Genomic DNA, 16,262 nt, shown 5'->3' on the forward strand with positions numbered 1-16,262 from the left:
ACAAGGGTTGTGTATGAAGGCGTCTGAAGCAAAAATGTTGGATTTTTACAAAAAATCTCCACAGTTTATTATTCCCATCTATCAACGAACGTATAGCTGGACTGAACGGGAATGTCGGCAACTTTGGGACGATATCCTTCGCGCTGGAAAAAATGATGAAGTTACAGCTCATTTTGTTGGATCAATTGTCTATGTGGAAAAAGGGCTCTATCAGGTATCGAGTCAGTCGCCTCTTCTTGTAATTGACGGCCAACAACGCCTTACAACGGTAATGCTGCTCATTGAAGCGCTGGCTCGTGTTCTTGAAAACACTGAACCTCTTGATGGGTTTTCTGCAAAAAAACTTCGCAATTACTATCTGCTCAATCCATTGGAAGAAGGAGAGCGTCGTTATAAGCTGTTGCTTTCCCAAACAGATAAGGCCTCTCTGATCGCTCTACTAGATCAACAGCAACGCCCCCAAGAACACTCGTTACGGATAGAGGCAAATTTTGATCTATTCAAGGATCTGATTAGCAAGGCTAAAGATGACCTGGTTCCCTTATGTAACGGATTAGCCAAGCTGGTAATCGTTGATATATCGCTGAACCGTGATCAAGATAATCCTCAGCTCATTTTTGAAAGTCTTAACTCAACAGGTCGCGAGCTGAGTCAAGCGGATCTGATACGAAATTTTATTTTAATGGGGTTGGAGCAAAAACTGCAAACTAAACTCTATGATCTGTATTGGCGACCAATGGAGGTAGAGTTCGGCCAGGAGGCCTATGCTGCTCAATTTGATAGTTTCATGCGTCATTTTCTGACGGTAAAAACTGGGGTGATCCCAAACGTCCGTGCAGTATATGAAGCATTTAAACAATATGCCCGTTCTCCTGAGGCTGGTGATGTCGAGGCCTTGGTGAAAGATATTCGTGCGTTTGCAGGATATTACTGTGCTATAGCGCTTGGTGGGGAACGGGATCCGGAACTTAAAATTGCCTTTCATGATATCCGGGAACTGAAAGTAGAAGTTGCATTTCCTTTATTGTTGGAGCTGTACCATGATTATACAGCCGGCGTAATAGATAAAGAAGATATCCTTATAGCAGCACGGCTGGTTGAGAGTTATGTGTTCCGAAGAGCAGTGTGTGCCATTCCAACCAACTCGTTGAACAAGACGTTTGCAACTTTTAGTCGCGCCTTAAAAAAGGATCGTTACCTGGAAAGTATCCAGGCACATTTTCTGTTATTACCCTCTTACCGACGTTTCCCAAAAGATGGGGAGTTTAAAAGAGAACTCAAGGTTAAGGATCTATACAATTTCCGTAGCCGCAGTTATTGGTTACGCCGTTTAGAAAACTACGGCCGCAAGGAGCGGGTACCGGTTGATCAATATACAATCGAGCATATCCTACCCCAGAATCCTAACTTGCCTGAACAATGGCAAGCAGATCTTGGCCCGGAGTGGGAACGGATTCAAGAGACGTGGTTGCATACCCTTGGCAACTTGACCCTTACTGGGTACAATTCTGAGTATAGCGACAAGTCCTTCACTGAAAAGCGTGATATGGAGGGCGGTTTCGGCCAGAGCCCCCTGCTGTTAAACCATGGGTTAGGAGCGCTTCAGTGCTGGACTGAAGAGGAAATCAGTACTCGCGCAGATAACCTTGCGGAGAAAGCCGTCACCGTATGGGGTATTCCCGAGGTGGAACCTTCTATTCTTGAGGCCTATAGGCCGACCGCTAAAGTCTCCGGTTATAGCATTGATGATCACCATCACCTTGCCGCAGGTCCCATCAGGGAACTTTTCGAGACGTTTCGCAAAGAAGTATTAGCTCTAGATCCCTGTGTAAGCGAAGAATTTCTAAAGCTTTACATTGCTTATAAGGCAGAGACTAATTTTGTTGATGTGGTACCGCAGGCCAAAAGGTTGCGCCTTTCACTCAATGTTTCTTTTCATGAAATTACTGATCCAGCAGGAGTCTGTAAGGATGTGGCCAACCTCGGTCGGTGGGGCAATGGGGATGTAGAGGTCGGTTTGTCATCACTTGAAGATATTCCATATGTAATAGGTCTTGTCAGGCAATCTTTTGAAAAACAAATGGGCAACGGAACACAAGCTGTTGGGTAGCAAGTCAGAAAACGCAATCGATAGTTTGTTTTCAGTATTTATTTGAAGAAATAGGAACCACTGGTAGGCAAAATACAAGGAACGAGATCGCTATGCATTCAAATGATCGGGCAGATATTACGGAAGCCGCATTATTACTACGAATTAGCCAGTATTACAGGGATGGCATGGAGCCCATTGAACTTTATGATGCGACCCGTGGTCGTTGGGTGATTGGGCCTGATCGTGATAAAGCTCAATTCGCTTTGACAGTGTATAAGGGTGTCGTGAAAGAAGTTTATGAAATTAAAGGATGGTATACTGCTGGTGCAACGTTTTCTACCCGGACTGATGCTCCACCTGAAGGTAGATGGGAATTCGTCGGTAATATAGCAGAGCAATCTATCAGGGATAAGTATATTAACAAATCGGTTGCCCATTATTTCGATCAGGGTGGATCTAACCCTGTAAGATATGTAAATGTGAAAGAAGAGAAGTGATTTCAATGGTAATATCTGGAAAGTTACTTTGCATAAGGTGAGTAATTGCGGAGTCTTGCCTTTTGAACCGACTGAAGTCACTGTTCTATAAGGATGTATCAAACAATGTTACTCTCGTGTGTCGCTTGACATACGATCGGGAAGGATTAATCGTCTAATAGGGTATACGTTGTAGCTATTTTTACTAAAGGGGGCATCATGACTGTCGGAACGATTAGTATAATTATTGGTGTGATTCTTCTCCTCCTGCTGAAATGGTTTTTCAACGATGAGAACGTTGCAGGCGAGAATAGAGGGCCTATCGGGGGTGAGGAGATAGGGAGTACAGATATCGACGCTTCCGATGATCCTGGCTTGGCGCATCTGCCTGGTAACTCATATCACTCTAGTTGGTCTGCTAAACAACTTGATGCTGATTGATAATTTGTTCCACGATCTCTGGCGACTGGAGTGAAATTATTTTTTTTCGAACACGCTTCCTTTTAGAAAATCTTTAGTGTTTTGAGGTGCTGTGTATCCGGCACCGCCATCAATCACTTTGCCGGAAGGTAATACAATCCCACCATTTTGTTGCTGAGGCTCAACCAAACTGCCTTCATAATAAAAAGACTGATTCCTGTAAAAATCATGGGTCGGTCTCGGGGGAGCACCTTTATTTAACCCTGTTATATCTTGAGCAAGGTCTCTAGCGGTTGTGTGAATGCCTCCTTTACCCGACTCCTCAATGCGGTTTCTATTGCGAATGCCTTGAGCTTGATCTGTTACAGGCGCTGTTTTGGGGCTGTCCATTGGAATAGCAGATTGTGGCGTTGCAAGAGTGTCATCTTGTATTCCAAAGGTTTTTGATCCCGCCAAGCTTGATGTCATCCCCACGTTTTGTTTGAAATTCTGGTTTTGGACATGTTCTCTTGTGTTGGCAATGGTGGTGTTAACTGTGTCAGCAGTACTCCCCCAACCGTAGCCATTGCCACTGACAAAACCCGTTACAATATCTTTCATATTGTCTACGCCATGACTCCCCTGTTGGGTGAGGAAGTGGTTGAAGTCGCTTATGGTTCGACGAATGTTCTCAGGTGATTCATCTCCATAACGTTCCGTAGCATAATTCCTAACCAAGGCGGTTGTGAGATCTGCTCCATAAGATTCGGTTGAACCTCTCATTTCCCTGGCATCATTAAGATACGAATAAGCTTCGGTTGCGCCGATTTGTTTTGCCAGTTTAGTCATGTAATCCAAGCTTTTTGATTTTTGTAATGTTTGCTGAAGGGATTCTGAGCGTACGCGTGAGGCTGTGTTCTCAAATGCCCTTGCTGTATCTTCTGATACATTAAAAGTCACAGCTTCGTTATTGTTGCCAACTACGGCGATTTGACCATTCCCACTAAATATTTTTTTAAATCCAGATCCTATTGTGGCTTGAAATTGGGTACGAGAAGTTTGATCCATTGATTGAATAAAACTGGATTTATCATTGATTGCCCGTTTCCAACTTTCACGCATAGCATTGTCAAGTCGGCTGGTGAAACTTTGAGCCTCACTGCTAGTCAGACTTGCTCTTTTTGCCGTATCCATAGCCTGCTGCCAATTTTGACTCCTCCCCAGGCTATTTGAAGCTGCCACAATCTGTTGCTGTTGGGCCATGGCACCAACCGTTACGGGATTGAGACCATTGACTGCTGCGTGCGTTGTCTGGTGTTTTCCGGAACTGTCGACTGAGTAGGCAGCACGACCTTCAGCCATGGTGTCTACGGCGACTCCGTTACCACCTGCGCCGGTGGTCGTGATAGTGGTGGAGCCGTCTTGGTTTACGGTTTCTGATTTTGTTCTGGTGGCGTTGCCGTCTGGAGCGGTTGAAATTTCGACAGGGCCTGAGCTTGTCCCTGCACTTACCCTTGCAGAAGCCATCATGGTGGCCATATCGCTATCTGATGTTCCCGGGGGTATCTGTCCGGATTCCTGCAGAGCGTTTTTGGCGTTAATGGCAGCACTATATCCGCCAACTGAGCGGTGGGTAGTCCAGGCCTGTGCTGCAGCCATGTTGGAAAACCGATGCTCTGGCATTCCGGCAAGGAGTCCGGCTGCGCGTACCTGTTGGTTCATTGCTGCAGAGGTCCCTTCCGGAGTGAGCAGTTGCCCAGCTTGCGCCCCGGCGGACTGCACTATTCTGCTGAGGTTACCGGCAAGCATGGCCAGGGCATGACCGCCGAAACGGATAAGCATCATGGAGAAAAAACTTGCCAGCATGATACCGGCTGAGCGAATGACTCCAAACATTGCTAATAACTTGAGGGATATGGTTGGAAAGGCTGCCATGGCATAGACACCCAGATTGGATTGACGCATGTCTTCGAAGGCATAGGAGGCGTAGTCCATGGCTGCTCCATGGATCACGGCGTCGGTGATGCCCCAGGTAGTGAGGAAAACGAAAAAGCCGAACATAACCGAAATTGCTTTGCCGACTACAGGAGTGAATAGAAAGAGCACTAAAAAGGGAATCACGCCGATAGCAATGGCCGTCATGACGGCTCGGATAATGGGAATCCACTCGTTCATGGTCAGGCCGATGCCTAGGCCGGTGGAGGTGATCTTTCGGCTACTCTCCATGAGCATGGCTGTTTCGTAATCGTCCTGGAAATAAAAGGTGTAGAGGATTTCTGCGATCTGGCGCTGCTGAATGATCTTTTCCGGAGTGGTGGCAGTACCGGTGGTAAAGTTTAGGGTACTGGTAAGTAGTGTTTTGCAGGTGTTCAGTTCAACTGCATTGGATGGATCAAAATATGCCTTGCTGCACACCTTTTTTATGGCCTCATCGTAATTGTTTGGGTTGGCATAAATGGGCTGCAAGCTATTCCAGGCGTCGGTGCAGGTAACATTGGTCCCTTCCGGGTGAGCAGAATCATAGTACAGCGTATACACAGCTGGGTTGACCGCTGCACTCAAGTTGCCCAGAAAATCGGAGGTGGTATTACGCAGGTCGTCAAGGGAGAGGGTGGTGCCGGGACGCAAGAGTTCAAAGGTTACACAATCCTTGACGTAACGGATCATGCTGGTTCGGGCATAGTTGTTCTTTGGGGTGGATCCTTTGACCGATTCAAGGGACTTGAACCCTATGCCGCCGGCCGTTGTCTGGTATTGGGCATCAGGAGCGGCGGCGGTGTCCATGATGTCGATCATGCCCCTTTCTATTTTGTTGAGGAATCCGGCGGTAAATACTACCGCATTTGGTACCTGACCGATGGTCTGAAATCTGTTTAAGACCGGATCGTAGACAGTAATATTTCCTTTGGGGACAAAAAGGGCCAAATAGAGCACAGCCCCGAATACCACCGGTACTGCCCATACCAGGGGAATAACCCGTGCCCCGGTGGCCGCTCTTGCCAGCCAGGCGGTAACCCCGGCAAGTAAGCCCAGCACCATGATGACAAAGAGCAGGCCCTGGTATCCTGTATCACTGAAAATTAGGGCGATTTTGGTGAATGCCTGAGTGATGGGATTAAAGCCGCCATAGGTGTAATACTCCATATCCAGCGCAAGGGAGGAAGATGCTGTCAGTTGGTTGAGCAACAGTGCTGAGAGGATGATGATTGTTGGTTTTTTCATCTGCTTACATCTGTAGCCTTGCTGCAATGTCTTTCCCATAGCGGCGGGTTATTTCTGCCGTCATTTGCATTTCAACTTTCTGCATGTGCTCAAGGTAGCTCATGATGGTTGTCATTTCTTTAGCCGAGGCGATATACCCGGCCCGGGCAGCATTTTGGAGTTGCTTGATCCTTTCTTTCATAACAGCGATGTTTTGGGCGGCATGTTCGGCAAAGATTACGGCTGCGCAATTTTCTGCAGGTTGCCCTGCACTGGCCTCGCTTTGTTTCTCAAGCATTTCTCTGGCCTTCCAGGCGACCGTTTCTGCCCGAACATACAGATCGGTTAACATCTGGAGGGCGTAGGCGTTGGCGGTAATGTCGGCAAGGCCGGCGACGGTTGTCTCTTTCATGCCGGTGGCCACCCCGGTTTTGAGAATGGGAAGCGCGGAAAGGGGATTAGCTTCCAGGAAGGTTTGTTCGGTAGTGCTCAGAGCTGCTTTGCTTTCAATTTTACCAGCTATGGCAGAAAGGGTGTCCTCGACATATTGGCGTAGATCGCGGTTGGTATCGGTGATTTGGCGGCAGGTTCCGCCCAGGTCTTTGGCGTAAATCTCGCCAACGGTAAAGGCCTTGATGTCATCCGGGTTGTTTTCAGAGCACGGCGGTTCGTAGGAAACCTTGTAGGCATTGGCCGGGCCTTCCAGCATGACATCTCCCACCAGGCCACGAATGAGATCGGCATAATCTGTTGGCAGGCCGATTTTACTGCCGACATTTGCCAGCAGAGAGCCGCCTGAAAGAAAGGTGGAGGTGATTTCGGCATTACATCCGCTTGTTACCCTGGAAACGTCTCCAGACTGCGGTACGTTGTTGTTGGCCTTGTCCTCGGTGGTAATGATGTCCCACATCTCGGAGACACCCTGGCTTAATTTGTTTTCTTTAATGGCGGTTCCCAACTTTTCTTTCATCACTTCACCGGAATGAAAGCCATTTTCATCCATGACTACACCAACCAGCTCTTTTGAAGCCGCACATTCATCGAGTTGCATGGAGTTGAGTTTGTCGGAGATAGCCTCAAAGTTTTTGATGGTGTTGGAGCATTGTTCACAGAGTGTTTTCAAACCAAGGTCAAAGGCCACGGATGCGGCTCCGGATAGAATTCCCTGGAGCTTGTTGACGAGGTAATCTGTATTCATGAACGAGAATCCGCCCATGAACACATCAATACCGCCACAGCCGCTCTTGATGCGGGGCATTTCCACTGTTATCGGATAATCCGTTTTGCTTGGCCATCTGGTACTAAAGCTGCCGCCTGAGTAATACCCACGCTGTTGTCCGTAGAGATGATTTGGCGATGTGGTGGTTCGTTGATTGAGCCAGTCGTCAACCCAGGCCGAGGTTGCGGCACCAGGATGCAGTAAAAGGCTGGTAGTCAGTACCGCAACAATGGTGGTTACTTTGTTTTTATCCACGGCTGTTTTCCTTTGTTTAGGATCGAGGTTGGGTCGAGTGGAGAGCCTTTTTGAAAATCATACATCAGGAAGGTGTCTTCCCTGGTGTTGCCCTGCAGGGTACGAATGGCCCTATAGAGTTTTCTTTCCAGCTCTGTCAGGGCGATGACTCCGGTGGTGACGGTCATGGAGTTAGCTTGTCCTTTTTTGATAAGGAGCAGGGTGGGGGTAATGGTAATGTTGAAACGTGCCATTGCTTCTTTGTTTGTACTGATATCCACCGGCTTGATCTGCCAGCCGTATTTATTGACGAAATAGCTGAGGATTCGGGCCTGTTGCTCGCAAAATTTGCACCCAGGGCTGGTAAAAAAAAGCAGTGCATGGTTGGTTGCCGCACGGCTGATGGTTTGTGATATCTCCTGCTGCTGCATCCGTACCCTGGCGGTGATGCCTGGCCCTGCTGTCGGGTAGACATGACTGACATTGAAGAGTTCACTGTATTTTTGCGTGACATACATGGTGGCATTGGTGTAGGCCAGAGCTTTACGCCGGGCAATATCCTGCATGGTTAAATATTCCATGATGTTTTGTTCGGTTGGGGTCTGGACCGCCTTCTTTTGCAGAACGTTCAACAGTTCCTGGAAATCATCCGGGTACATATTCCACAGATCATCGATGGTATAGTTATCCAAGGATGGAATTCGGCGGGGAGGTTTGTTGAGCTGTTTCGGTGAATTTTTCTGTTCTTCCGGTTCGGGTGGCGGATCTTCATACCAGAACCAGCCGTGTTTCGTGTCGTGGTAGAAGGTGCTGTCGCGCACTTCCTTTTCTGCCGCTGCAAGCGCAGCTGTTGAGATAGCCAGTAAGCTGACTATGCAGCTCATCAATATAAAATGCCGGAATTGATCACCAGAGTGGCAGCGCTGTATAGAGGATTTCTTCTGCATGGATAAATCCAAAGTATTTGGAATCAAAGCTGCGTGGGTTGGATCCCACCATGAAATAGTTGTTTTTAGGAATGGGGCCGATAAATTGAAAGGTCGGCAACAGGCGTCCGGTGCTGTCGGTAGCCAGAGCGGTACCCAGGTATTTTTGATTACAGAAATATTTTTTGTCATCATTCTGGGTCAGGGATTCTCCTGGGCTGCAGCCTATCTGTTTGATCAGCTGTTGGTTTGCTGGCTGCAAGCCTTTTTGGGTAAAGCTCGTATCCTCATGTCTGAAAACCAGGTAATCGCCAGTCTCAATAGTGCTTTTTGTTTTGCTGAGAAAAAAGACCCGGTGTTGTAGGGAAGGACTGGTCGAGATATTGATCCGTTCAGGCAGCCAAGCCCCAACCAGAAGTGCTGCCAGAACAACGACAGCAACTGTTTTTTCCCGATTGTTCAAGCTCGGAAATCTTATTGCACTCTTATCTCTGAGGTTGGAGGCTGATTTCATTTCCATTCCTGAGCACCACATCGTTTAAGATAAACAGGTGATTTGGGTGAGCTGCCGCTTGCTTATTGAGTACTTGGTCGACGGTATCAAGGCTTGCTTGCCACTGCCTCTGGGTAATCTCACCAGCTGTCAGCAATGCCTTTTGGGTTCTGAGGTAGCCTTGCAGGTCAATCACTCTGACCTTCTGGGCAAACATCCTGTCATAGGCCACCAGTGTAAGGGTGCTCACAATCAGGGTAATAATGATAACCTCAAGATAACCGGGGCCTCTTGTTGGAGGTTTTTCTATTTGGGTGAGGGGCTGCTCGCTCACTGTTCACCTCGTATGGTTCTAGCCAGGCTGGTCAGGGCTGGATCTTTGTCGTGCAGTTCTTGGTTGATTCGTTCCAGGAGGTAATCGAGCCCTGTATCTCCCTGAATGGTAAAGGTCTCTGTTTCGTTCGCGTAAACCAGAGTCGGTACCCTGCTAATGCGGTACTCGGCAAAGAGCAGTGGATTAATTCGGATACTGAGTTTGAAGCGCGGGCATACCTTTTCAGGCTCTCTTGTATCACCGCAACTTTGATCAACTTTTAAAATTTGGCTGAAATAGTTTGCACTAGCCTTGGTGTCTTGCAGCCCATTGATGAGCCCACGCATAACAGGAGTAACACTTTGGCTACCTGTTTTGGAAATGGCGGTAAGGTATGCATGCACCGTTTCATCCGGCACAGAAGAGGACAAAAAGAGATATATCTTGCCTCTGGCTGCAAAGTTGTCGGTCAGGTTCGAATTTTCTCTGTCAGCAGTTGGCTGCTTCTCTTGCCAGGAGGCGATGTACTCTTTGCAAACGTCTTTCTCCAGTCGCCTTTGCTCGTTTTGAATCCGTTCCTGAAATGCTGAAGAGTAAAAAAAATCTGCGGTCTGTTTTGCGGCCTGCTTGCCCTGTTCGCTATATCTGGTTGTAGGCAGCTTTATGGTCTGTGCCTTTTTCCTGGCTTGTTCCATGATGGTGTCCACAGCATTGGTGGTCTTCTGCTCGAGCGTTTCTGTTTGAGCATGAACCTGGTGCATGGTTGTGCTAAGCAGCAGAAAAGGTAATAGCAGTAAGGATTTCATTGGCAGCAGGTACAGCATTTTTGTTTTCTGTAAACAACCCAGAGGAATTCATCATTTGAACCTTTGGCTCCCATGTATGGAGGGTTCAGGCCAGATTCATATATGAGTGAGCTTTTGCCTATGGGGTAGGTTGAGCGAGTGTCCGGCCTGGCTGTATGGAGTTTGTAGTGGCTTTTGATCCAGACCGGTGTGTAGTCGCACCCGCAGAGGTTCTCAGCCGGGTCACAGATCATCATGATACGGTTCAGCTTGTAGAGCAGACGTGCTGCCACGGTTGAGTTGGCCTGCACAATATTATCGTTGTCGACATGACCGGTCATAGGATAGGCAGAACCACCGCTGCCGACACACCAGGGCATAAAATCAAGGGGCCAGCCGATATTGACTGCAGCTGCGTCAGCCATACATGCCACCTGCATGGCCTTATTGGCATAGAGTGCTGCCTCCGGGTGAATGATGGCAGACAGATAATCGTTCTGCCACATAGCATCATATTCGGTCATCCATAGGCCATAATCGTTTCGGCTGCATGGGTAGGTAAGTAGTGGGACCAGCCAGCCGTGTGCCTGCGCAAAGGTAGATTCATTAGCAATATCCACCGAATCGGAGCTGGTGTTTTTACCGCCCAGTTCATCGATTGCTGCAGAGCCGATGGATGAGCCCAGCATGGGGGAGTAGAAAGCCTCTGAAACCGTATCCACCAGGAGGAAAGGCTCCCAATAGCTCACCACCAGGCCGATTTCGTAAAAGATTGGCGGTGGGCGAGGGCAGATACAAATGCCCTGGATCTGAAAATCTATCTCACCCCAATTAATGTCCGTTATCGGGTTAAAGGCATCCCCGGATTTGCCAGCGGCAGGATTGCTGCTGAGTAGGGTCAGCACGGCTGCAACAAGAATGAGCGGCAAGATTTTATTTTTCATCATCGGGTCCTTGCTGCTGTTCATCGCTGAGCTTAATTTCCTGGACATGCATCATCTTTTCCCGTTGGAAGATAAGAGAGGGGACAGCCTGCAACTGCAGTCTTTTCGCAATATCTTCTGTCAGGTAGAAAACAGGACGTTGTAATGTTTGAATAAGCTCAGGTGCCATCCCCTCTGTAATCAGGAGCTTCACTTGGTGGTTTTCGGCATAGGGTGTTTGCTTAAACCACGCCACCTGCTCTGGATCAGCACCATCAATGACGAGAATGCATCCAGGAAAGTTGATGTAATCTAACGGATTAAAGGTATAGCCTTTGGGATAGATGAGCTTGCCGTCTGCGTCGGTCAGGTCTCTGTTTAGGCTGTAGGTCATATCGACCTGAAAGGTCCTGTCTGTCGTTGCCAGGGGGAGGTTATGCAGGTCTGCCGGTTGGTAGGTTTTGATCTGCTCACACCATTGTTTTCTTGCATGGTTGTTTTTGGCTACCTGCCCTCGCAATTCAGCCAGTATGTCTGATTCTGCTATGGGGTAGGTTGTACCGACCACACCAAGGTTTGTTATGGTTCCGGCCTGGGCAGAACTCACAGCAACGATTGAACATATGATTGCGGTAGCGATTCTACAATTCACCCTGTTCCCTCAGGTTGACCATTTCCAGGATGGCTTCGTGGTGGGTTTTGCCCTCTCGGACCATTTGTTCGATCAGCGCTATTTCACTGGCCTTGGAGGTGTAGATGAAATAGGCATAATCGTTGACTACCAGGCGGGCCACCCCGACCCCGAACGGGGTATCGAAAAACAGTTCAGAGTATCTGGGCGGGTTGGATTTGATGCTTTTTAAAAGCTTCAAGGTAAACTCATCGTAATCAATCAACCCTCTTTTTTGCGCCTGGTCGAAATCCGATGATTCAAGGAAAATTTTAAAGGCTGAATTGCTGTTGATGACCTTGCCTACATCACCGAAGTTTTCCAGGTCGAGTAGGGACTGGGTAATAACCATGAAGCTGCCGTTGTATTTTCTGGCCCGGCGGTAGCCCTCGTTGATGACCGGAGCTATCATGGCTCCTTTGTCCAGGAACTGCCAGGCCTCGTCAAAGATGATAAGCCGCGGTCGTGACCGATCCGAGAGGTAGAGGTCCTGGGTGACGCCATTGATAATGAGCAGGGTGACAACCCGGTACAGATCAGGCTGGACTTTCAGGTTTTCCAGCTCCAGGACTACAAATTCATCGCGGCGGATGTCAAAGGTGCTGGGGCCAACAAAGAACTTGCCGTGAAAGCCATGGCTGGTGAATTCGCGGATATTGAAGGCCAATTTCCGGGCGGCTTCAATCAGCTTGGTGTTATCCGCCATTTCACCCAGGTCTGCTTCAGGAACATCGGGAAATTGTATAAGAAATGCATAGACCGTATCAGCATCCGCCTCCTGTCCTTTTTGCTGCCAGGCCCAGCGTACTGCGTTGCGGATCAAGTTCATCTCGGTGTCATCACATTTTTTTGAGTCCGAGTTGGAGTAGGCCATCTGGGCAAAGACTGCTGCCACGCTTTTCAACTCCTCTTCAGGCTCCTGGATATAGGTAAACGGATTGAGACAGATATCGATATCAGGCTGAAAGTCGAGGTACCTGGCACCCAGCATGTTGGCTATTTTTTTATAGGAGCCACCAATGTCGATGATTCGTACCAATGCTCCGCAGGCATAGTAATTAAAGGCAATAAAGTTGACCTGGAAGGATTTACCCGATCCTGAGGTGGCACAGCAGAAAACGTTTTGGTTGGTTGCAGCAGCATCAAAAAAATCCAGAGAGACCAGCTGCCCCTTTCTGCCGGTGAAGACCAGTTTGGGATGACCACCTGAACCGGCAAAGTCCCCCTGGATCGGTAGGATTGGGGTGACTGACGGCACTGGAGCTATAAAATCCCGCTCCAGGTTTTCAATATTTTTTCCGGTTGTGTAGAGGCCAAAGGGCAGTGAGGAGAGAAACAGGATTTTGAGGATAATGTTATCCTGCTGCATGATGTAGCCGTTATTTTCCCACAAACGTCGTACTCGTGTGCATGAATCCCTCGCCTGTTCGAGATCATCGCTCCACACCCAGAATATGGGGATGATTTTCACAAACTTCTCCCCACGTTCCAGGTCATCGGTTGCCGCTAAATATTCCTCCTGCTTTCGCTGCAGGGAAGGGGAGAGAGAGCCCACACCCTGTTGATTGAGAATCAGGTTGCATTTGGCATGGAGTTTCATCTCCAGGCCGGCTTCAAACACGATGTTAAAGCCATAGAGGAAATCGGTTTTTATCTGGTCCGCATCCGAGATAACTCCCCAGATCCCGCCAAAGAGCGAGTTGGTCTGCAGCGGATCTATCTTGGTAGGGATGGTTTTGGGAGTGGTGCAGCAGAAATATTGATCGCCGATTTGTATGTGATCCGGTTCTTCACGGATTGTGGTTTCACTGCTTATTATCTGTTTGCGTAACGGTATGGTTGGGTTCCAGGTGTGGAGGTTATGCTGCGGATAGTTTTCGGGGTAGCTGTTAAACAGCCTGCGGTTCCATTCTAACAGTTCTTCCGGGTGCATGTGCCTGGGGGAGAGCAGGGCTGCTTTCAGGGTCTCGTTGATTTGGCGTTTGATATCCAGCAGTGCAGTTGCTCTTCCCTTTCCATCAGAATTATTTTGATGTGGCATATCTTGGGAGCTGTTTGGTAGCTTGACCGCAACAAACAATCGGAAATTACGCACCGGGATATTGCTGCAAGCTGGTAGCCCTTTTTTCCCCTTGGTGAGGAAATCGACAACCGTATTGGTATTTGATCTAACAATGGCGTTGTCTCTGGTTCTGTTCTCCCTGTATCTTTCGAGAATCGGCTCTATGTGAGAATCAGCATGGAAGAGCAGCTGAATAACACTGTCTTTAGGCAATCCGGCCCGAAAGAGGCCTTCCAGCGCATTGATGGTCTTGGGCCCGGCATAAATGACCGGGGAACATTCCCATAACATGCCAAGGCTTCCGTCCTGGTTCAGGTAGATCTCCAGGTTCGGATCATAGGAGAGATAGTTCAAATACGAGGAGAATGGTGATCGCCTGGTCATCTTGGCCAGATCGCTATGTTTCATATAGTTCCCGGAGCCAAGGATGGCTCGCTGCAAGAGTCCTGCAATCATAGCCTATTGCTCCTCGGTAAGATCAGTGAGGATCCACTTGGAATCTTCAATCTTGAGGTAGACATAGCGGCTCATGAACAGTTCCTCTCCCTCCCCTTTATAAGGGAGCAGCAATACCCGAAGGATTTTGGGCGGCTGCAGTAATGGCTTTTTCTCCTCTTGGAGCAATTCTGCCAGTATGCTGTATCGATTGTTCAGCGTTTCTTGTTGGGTGCTATCCAGAGGGGACGATCCTTCTTTCCCTTGTGTCTCTGGATACCGTGCTTTTTTATAAGCCGTAGGTGTGTCTATGCATTCACCCATGTCGTTCCTGGCCTGGCATTTGAAATCCTCATTGTAGGGATTGAGCACTGGGCCACATCCGGCAAGGAGCAGGAGTATGAGTGGGGAGCTATATCGTATAATTCGGTTGAAAGGGTTCACTGGTCATTCCCACAGGTTGCAAAGCTATTATTTTGAAAAATGGAGAACGCAGATTACCTGCTGTTCTATTACTTTTTTCTGTGGGGATGACCTGTTCGACGTGAGTAGCTCGGTAACAGTATTGAAAAAGTGTTGCCAGTGCTCTTTTTTGGGTGGTAAAAGTGGCATTTTGTCACTTTTTTGGAACGAAAAAGCTTGATGATTGCCAAAAAGGAGGCTATTGAAAAGTTATGAAACGAGATATTTACCCTCAACTACTTGCCTGGAAAGGATCTGCTCGCAGGAAACCGCTGATCCTGCGAGGCGCTCGGCAAACTGGTAAAACCTATATTTTACAAAAGTTTGGCGAAAAAGAGTTTGATGATGTCGTCTATTGTAACTTTGAGGAAGATGCTCGGCTTGATAGCTTGTTTGCTCAAAGTCTCGATCCGGACAAGATAATTACCAACCTTTCCCTCCATAGCAAAAAAAGCATTTTACCGAAGCGCCATCTGATTATTTTTGATGAGATACAACTCTCGAACAATGCGCTGAATAGTCTAAAATATTTCCAGGAGAAAGCTCCCGAGTACTATATTGCTGCTGCGGGTTCTCTTCTTGGTGTGAAGTTGTCTTCGCCAAAATCTTTTCCTGTGGGGAAGGTCAATTTTCTGGACCTTTTACCCCTGAGTTTCTATGAGTTCCTGGATGGGATGGGGGAAACCGGCCTTCGCGACTACCTGGAAAATCTTGAAGAAGTGCAACCGCTCCCTGAAGCCTTTCACTTGGAGCTTATAGATTTGCTCAGGAAATATTATTTTTGTGGTGGAATGCCTGAGGCTGTACGCTGTATGGCTGAGTTGGACGATGTGCAGGAAGTAAGAGTCGTCCACAAAGAGATCCTGACTTCATATGCTCTTGATTTTGCTAAGTACGCTGAACCGTCTGATATTCCCAAGCTCTCACATGTATGGGATTCCATTGTGGTTCAACTGGCCCGGGAAAATAAAAAGTTCATGTTTTCCACAATCCGTAAAAGTGCCAGGGCTCGTGATTATGAAAACGCGATTTTATGGCTGGAAGATGCGGGGCTTATTCAGCGTGTTTTTTGCATAAACACACCCAAAAGACCACTCGTGGCTTATTTGCAGAAAAATATTTTTAAAGTATATGCGTTGGATGTCGGGCTTTTGGCGGCTATGGCAGGTCTGGGACCGGAACTGCTTATTCAGGGTGAGCAGGTATTCCGTGAATTTTGTGGCGCTTTTACCGAGAATTACGCGGCTCAGCAGCTTAGGGGTACCCTGGGGGCGGAGTTACAATATTGGAAGAGTAGCAGCGGCAAGGCAGAAGTAGATTTTCTTTTTGAGACAAAAGAGGGTGTTTTCCCTTTGGAAGTGAAGGCTGGTATCAATTTGAAAAGCAAGAGCTTGCAATCTTTTGAGGCAAAATTTAATGTTGACCTTCTTTTTCGCACTTCACTTCGTAACCTCCGTAGAGATGGTAATGTTTGTAATATCCCTTTGTACGCTCTTGATTCTTTGCCTCGTCTACTTACCTTGCTTGCAGATTGATTGGTCAGTTCCATTGTATCCATCCCTGACTGCCTGA

14 protein-coding genes are annotated in these 16,262 nt (G+C 47.9%); 4 read left to right on the forward strand and 10 right to left on the reverse strand.

Annotation, left to right across the window (positions count from 1 at the left end):
* The first annotated feature begins 13 nt into the window (after window positions 1–13).
* The 3 genes from ACHZCY_RS15440 (at window position 14) to ACHZCY_RS15450 (ending at window position 3,009) form a co-directional block, all read left to right on the forward strand.
* A complete protein-coding gene (locus ACHZCY_RS15440; protein ID WP_319549517.1) occupies window positions 14–2,110 on the forward strand; it encodes a GmrSD restriction endonuclease domain-containing protein in 2,097 nt (698 codons plus the stop codon).
* A gap of 92 nt (window positions 2,111–2,202) precedes the next feature.
* Window positions 2,203–2,589, forward strand: coding sequence for a hypothetical protein (locus tag ACHZCY_RS15445; protein WP_319549518.1), 387 nt, complete (start codon window positions 2,203–2,205; stop codon window positions 2,587–2,589).
* A 198-nt stretch (window positions 2,590–2,787) separates the two neighbouring features.
* On the forward strand, window positions 2,788–3,009 hold the full coding sequence (locus ACHZCY_RS15450; RefSeq protein WP_319549519.1) for a hypothetical protein: 222 nt from the start codon (window positions 2,788–2,790) through the stop codon (window positions 3,007–3,009).
* 36 nt (window positions 3,010–3,045) lie between these two features.
* Here the strand turns inward: ACHZCY_RS15450 and ACHZCY_RS15455 are convergent, their stop codons facing one another.
* Genes ACHZCY_RS15455 through ACHZCY_RS15500 form a run of 10 tightly spaced genes read right to left on the reverse strand, consistent with a single transcriptional unit; the run spans window position 3,046 to window position 14,672 of the window.
* The gene (locus tag ACHZCY_RS15455; protein ID WP_319549520.1) at window positions 3,046–6,189 is read right to left on the reverse strand and encodes a conjugal transfer protein TraG N-terminal domain-containing protein; all 3,144 of its coding nucleotides are present in this window, start codon (window positions 6,187–6,189) and stop codon (window positions 3,046–3,048) included.
* 4 nt (window positions 6,190–6,193) lie between these two features.
* Window positions 6,194–7,642 carry a conjugal transfer protein TraH gene (locus tag ACHZCY_RS15460; protein WP_319549521.1) on the reverse strand — a complete coding sequence of 483 codons (1,449 nt, stop codon included), beginning with the start codon at window positions 7,640–7,642 and terminating at the stop codon, window positions 6,194–6,196.
* Window positions 7,624–8,568 (reverse strand): conjugal transfer protein TraF, encoded by a 945-nt coding sequence (locus tag ACHZCY_RS15465; RefSeq protein WP_319549522.1) that lies wholly within the window; start codon window positions 8,566–8,568, stop codon window positions 7,624–7,626. The genes ACHZCY_RS15460 and ACHZCY_RS15465 overlap by 19 nt, the downstream gene beginning before the upstream one ends.
* On the reverse strand, window positions 8,528–9,067 hold the full coding sequence (locus ACHZCY_RS15470) for a S26 family signal peptidase (RefSeq protein ID WP_319549523.1): 540 nt from the start codon (window positions 9,065–9,067) through the stop codon (window positions 8,528–8,530). Before ACHZCY_RS15470 ends, ACHZCY_RS15465 begins: the two co-directional genes overlap by 41 nt.
* Window positions 9,033–9,374: a hypothetical protein gene (locus tag ACHZCY_RS15475; RefSeq protein WP_319549524.1), complete on the reverse strand. Its 342-nt coding sequence runs from the start codon at window positions 9,372–9,374 to the stop codon at window positions 9,033–9,035. The genes ACHZCY_RS15470 and ACHZCY_RS15475 overlap by 35 nt, the downstream gene beginning before the upstream one ends.
* Window positions 9,371–10,159 (reverse strand): TrbC family F-type conjugative pilus assembly protein, encoded by a 789-nt coding sequence (locus ACHZCY_RS15480; RefSeq protein ID WP_319549525.1) that lies wholly within the window; start codon window positions 10,157–10,159, stop codon window positions 9,371–9,373. The genes ACHZCY_RS15475 and ACHZCY_RS15480 overlap by 4 nt, the downstream gene beginning before the upstream one ends.
* The gene (locus ACHZCY_RS15485; RefSeq protein ID WP_319549526.1) at window positions 10,156–11,106 is read right to left on the reverse strand and encodes a TraU family protein; all 951 of its coding nucleotides are present in this window, start codon (window positions 11,104–11,106) and stop codon (window positions 10,156–10,158) included. Before ACHZCY_RS15485 ends, ACHZCY_RS15480 begins: the two co-directional genes overlap by 4 nt.
* A complete protein-coding gene (locus ACHZCY_RS15490) occupies window positions 11,072–11,713 on the reverse strand; it encodes a hypothetical protein (protein ID WP_319549527.1) in 642 nt (213 codons plus the stop codon). Before ACHZCY_RS15490 ends, ACHZCY_RS15485 begins: the two co-directional genes overlap by 35 nt.
* Complete coding sequence (locus ACHZCY_RS15495) at window positions 11,703–14,249, reverse strand: TraC family protein (protein ID WP_319549528.1); 2,547 nt, start codon at window positions 14,247–14,249, stop codon at window positions 11,703–11,705. Before ACHZCY_RS15495 ends, ACHZCY_RS15490 begins: the two co-directional genes overlap by 11 nt.
* A gap of 3 nt (window positions 14,250–14,252) precedes the next feature.
* The gene (locus ACHZCY_RS15500; RefSeq protein ID WP_319549529.1) at window positions 14,253–14,672 is read right to left on the reverse strand and encodes a TraV family lipoprotein; all 420 of its coding nucleotides are present in this window, start codon (window positions 14,670–14,672) and stop codon (window positions 14,253–14,255) included.
* A 230-nt stretch (window positions 14,673–14,902) separates the two neighbouring features.
* On the opposite strand from ACHZCY_RS15500, the gene ACHZCY_RS15505 reads away from it, so the two are divergent.
* Window positions 14,903–16,225: an ATP-binding protein gene (locus tag ACHZCY_RS15505; RefSeq protein ID WP_319549530.1), complete on the forward strand. Its 1,323-nt coding sequence runs from the start codon at window positions 14,903–14,905 to the stop codon at window positions 16,223–16,225.
* The last annotated feature ends 37 nt before the right edge of the window (window positions 16,226–16,262 follow it).

It is taken from the genome of Desulfogranum marinum (assembly GCF_963675105.2).
GTDB classification, from domain to species: Bacteria; Desulfobacterota; Desulfobulbia; order Desulfobulbales; family Desulfobulbaceae; genus Desulfogranum; species Desulfogranum marinum.

What these genes read in the sequence shown, in the direction of transcription:
- ACHZCY_RS15440 (WP_319549517.1), top strand. Translation starts at nt 14, where the DNA reads ATGAAGGCGTCTGAAGCAAAAATGTTGGATTTTTACAAAAAATCTCCA.
- ACHZCY_RS15445 (WP_319549518.1), top strand. Translation starts at nt 2,203, where the DNA reads ATGCATTCAAATGATCGGGCAGATATTACGGAAGCCGCATTATTACTA.
- ACHZCY_RS15450 (WP_319549519.1), top strand. Translation starts at nt 2,788, where the DNA reads ATGACTGTCGGAACGATTAGTATAATTATTGGTGTGATTCTTCTCCTC.
- ACHZCY_RS15455 (WP_319549520.1), bottom strand. Translation starts at nt 6,189, where the DNA reads ATGAAAAAACCAACAATCATCATCCTCTCAGCACTGTTGCTCAACCAA.
- ACHZCY_RS15465 (WP_319549522.1), bottom strand. Translation starts at nt 8,568, where the DNA reads ATGCAGAAGAAATCCTCTATACAGCGCTGCCACTCTGGTGATCAATTC.
- ACHZCY_RS15470 (WP_319549523.1), bottom strand. Translation starts at nt 9,067, where the DNA reads ATGGAAATGAAATCAGCCTCCAACCTCAGAGATAAGAGTGCAATAAGA.
- ACHZCY_RS15480 (WP_319549525.1), bottom strand. Translation starts at nt 10,159, where the DNA reads ATGAAATCCTTACTGCTATTACCTTTTCTGCTGCTTAGCACAACCATG.
- ACHZCY_RS15485 (WP_319549526.1), bottom strand. Translation starts at nt 11,106, where the DNA reads ATGAACAGCAGCAAGGACCCGATGATGAAAAATAAAATCTTGCCGCTC.
- ACHZCY_RS15495 (WP_319549528.1), bottom strand. Translation starts at nt 14,249, where the DNA reads ATGATTGCAGGACTCTTGCAGCGAGCCATCCTTGGCTCCGGGAACTAT.
- ACHZCY_RS15505 (WP_319549530.1), top strand. Translation starts at nt 14,903, where the DNA reads ATGAAACGAGATATTTACCCTCAACTACTTGCCTGGAAAGGATCTGCT.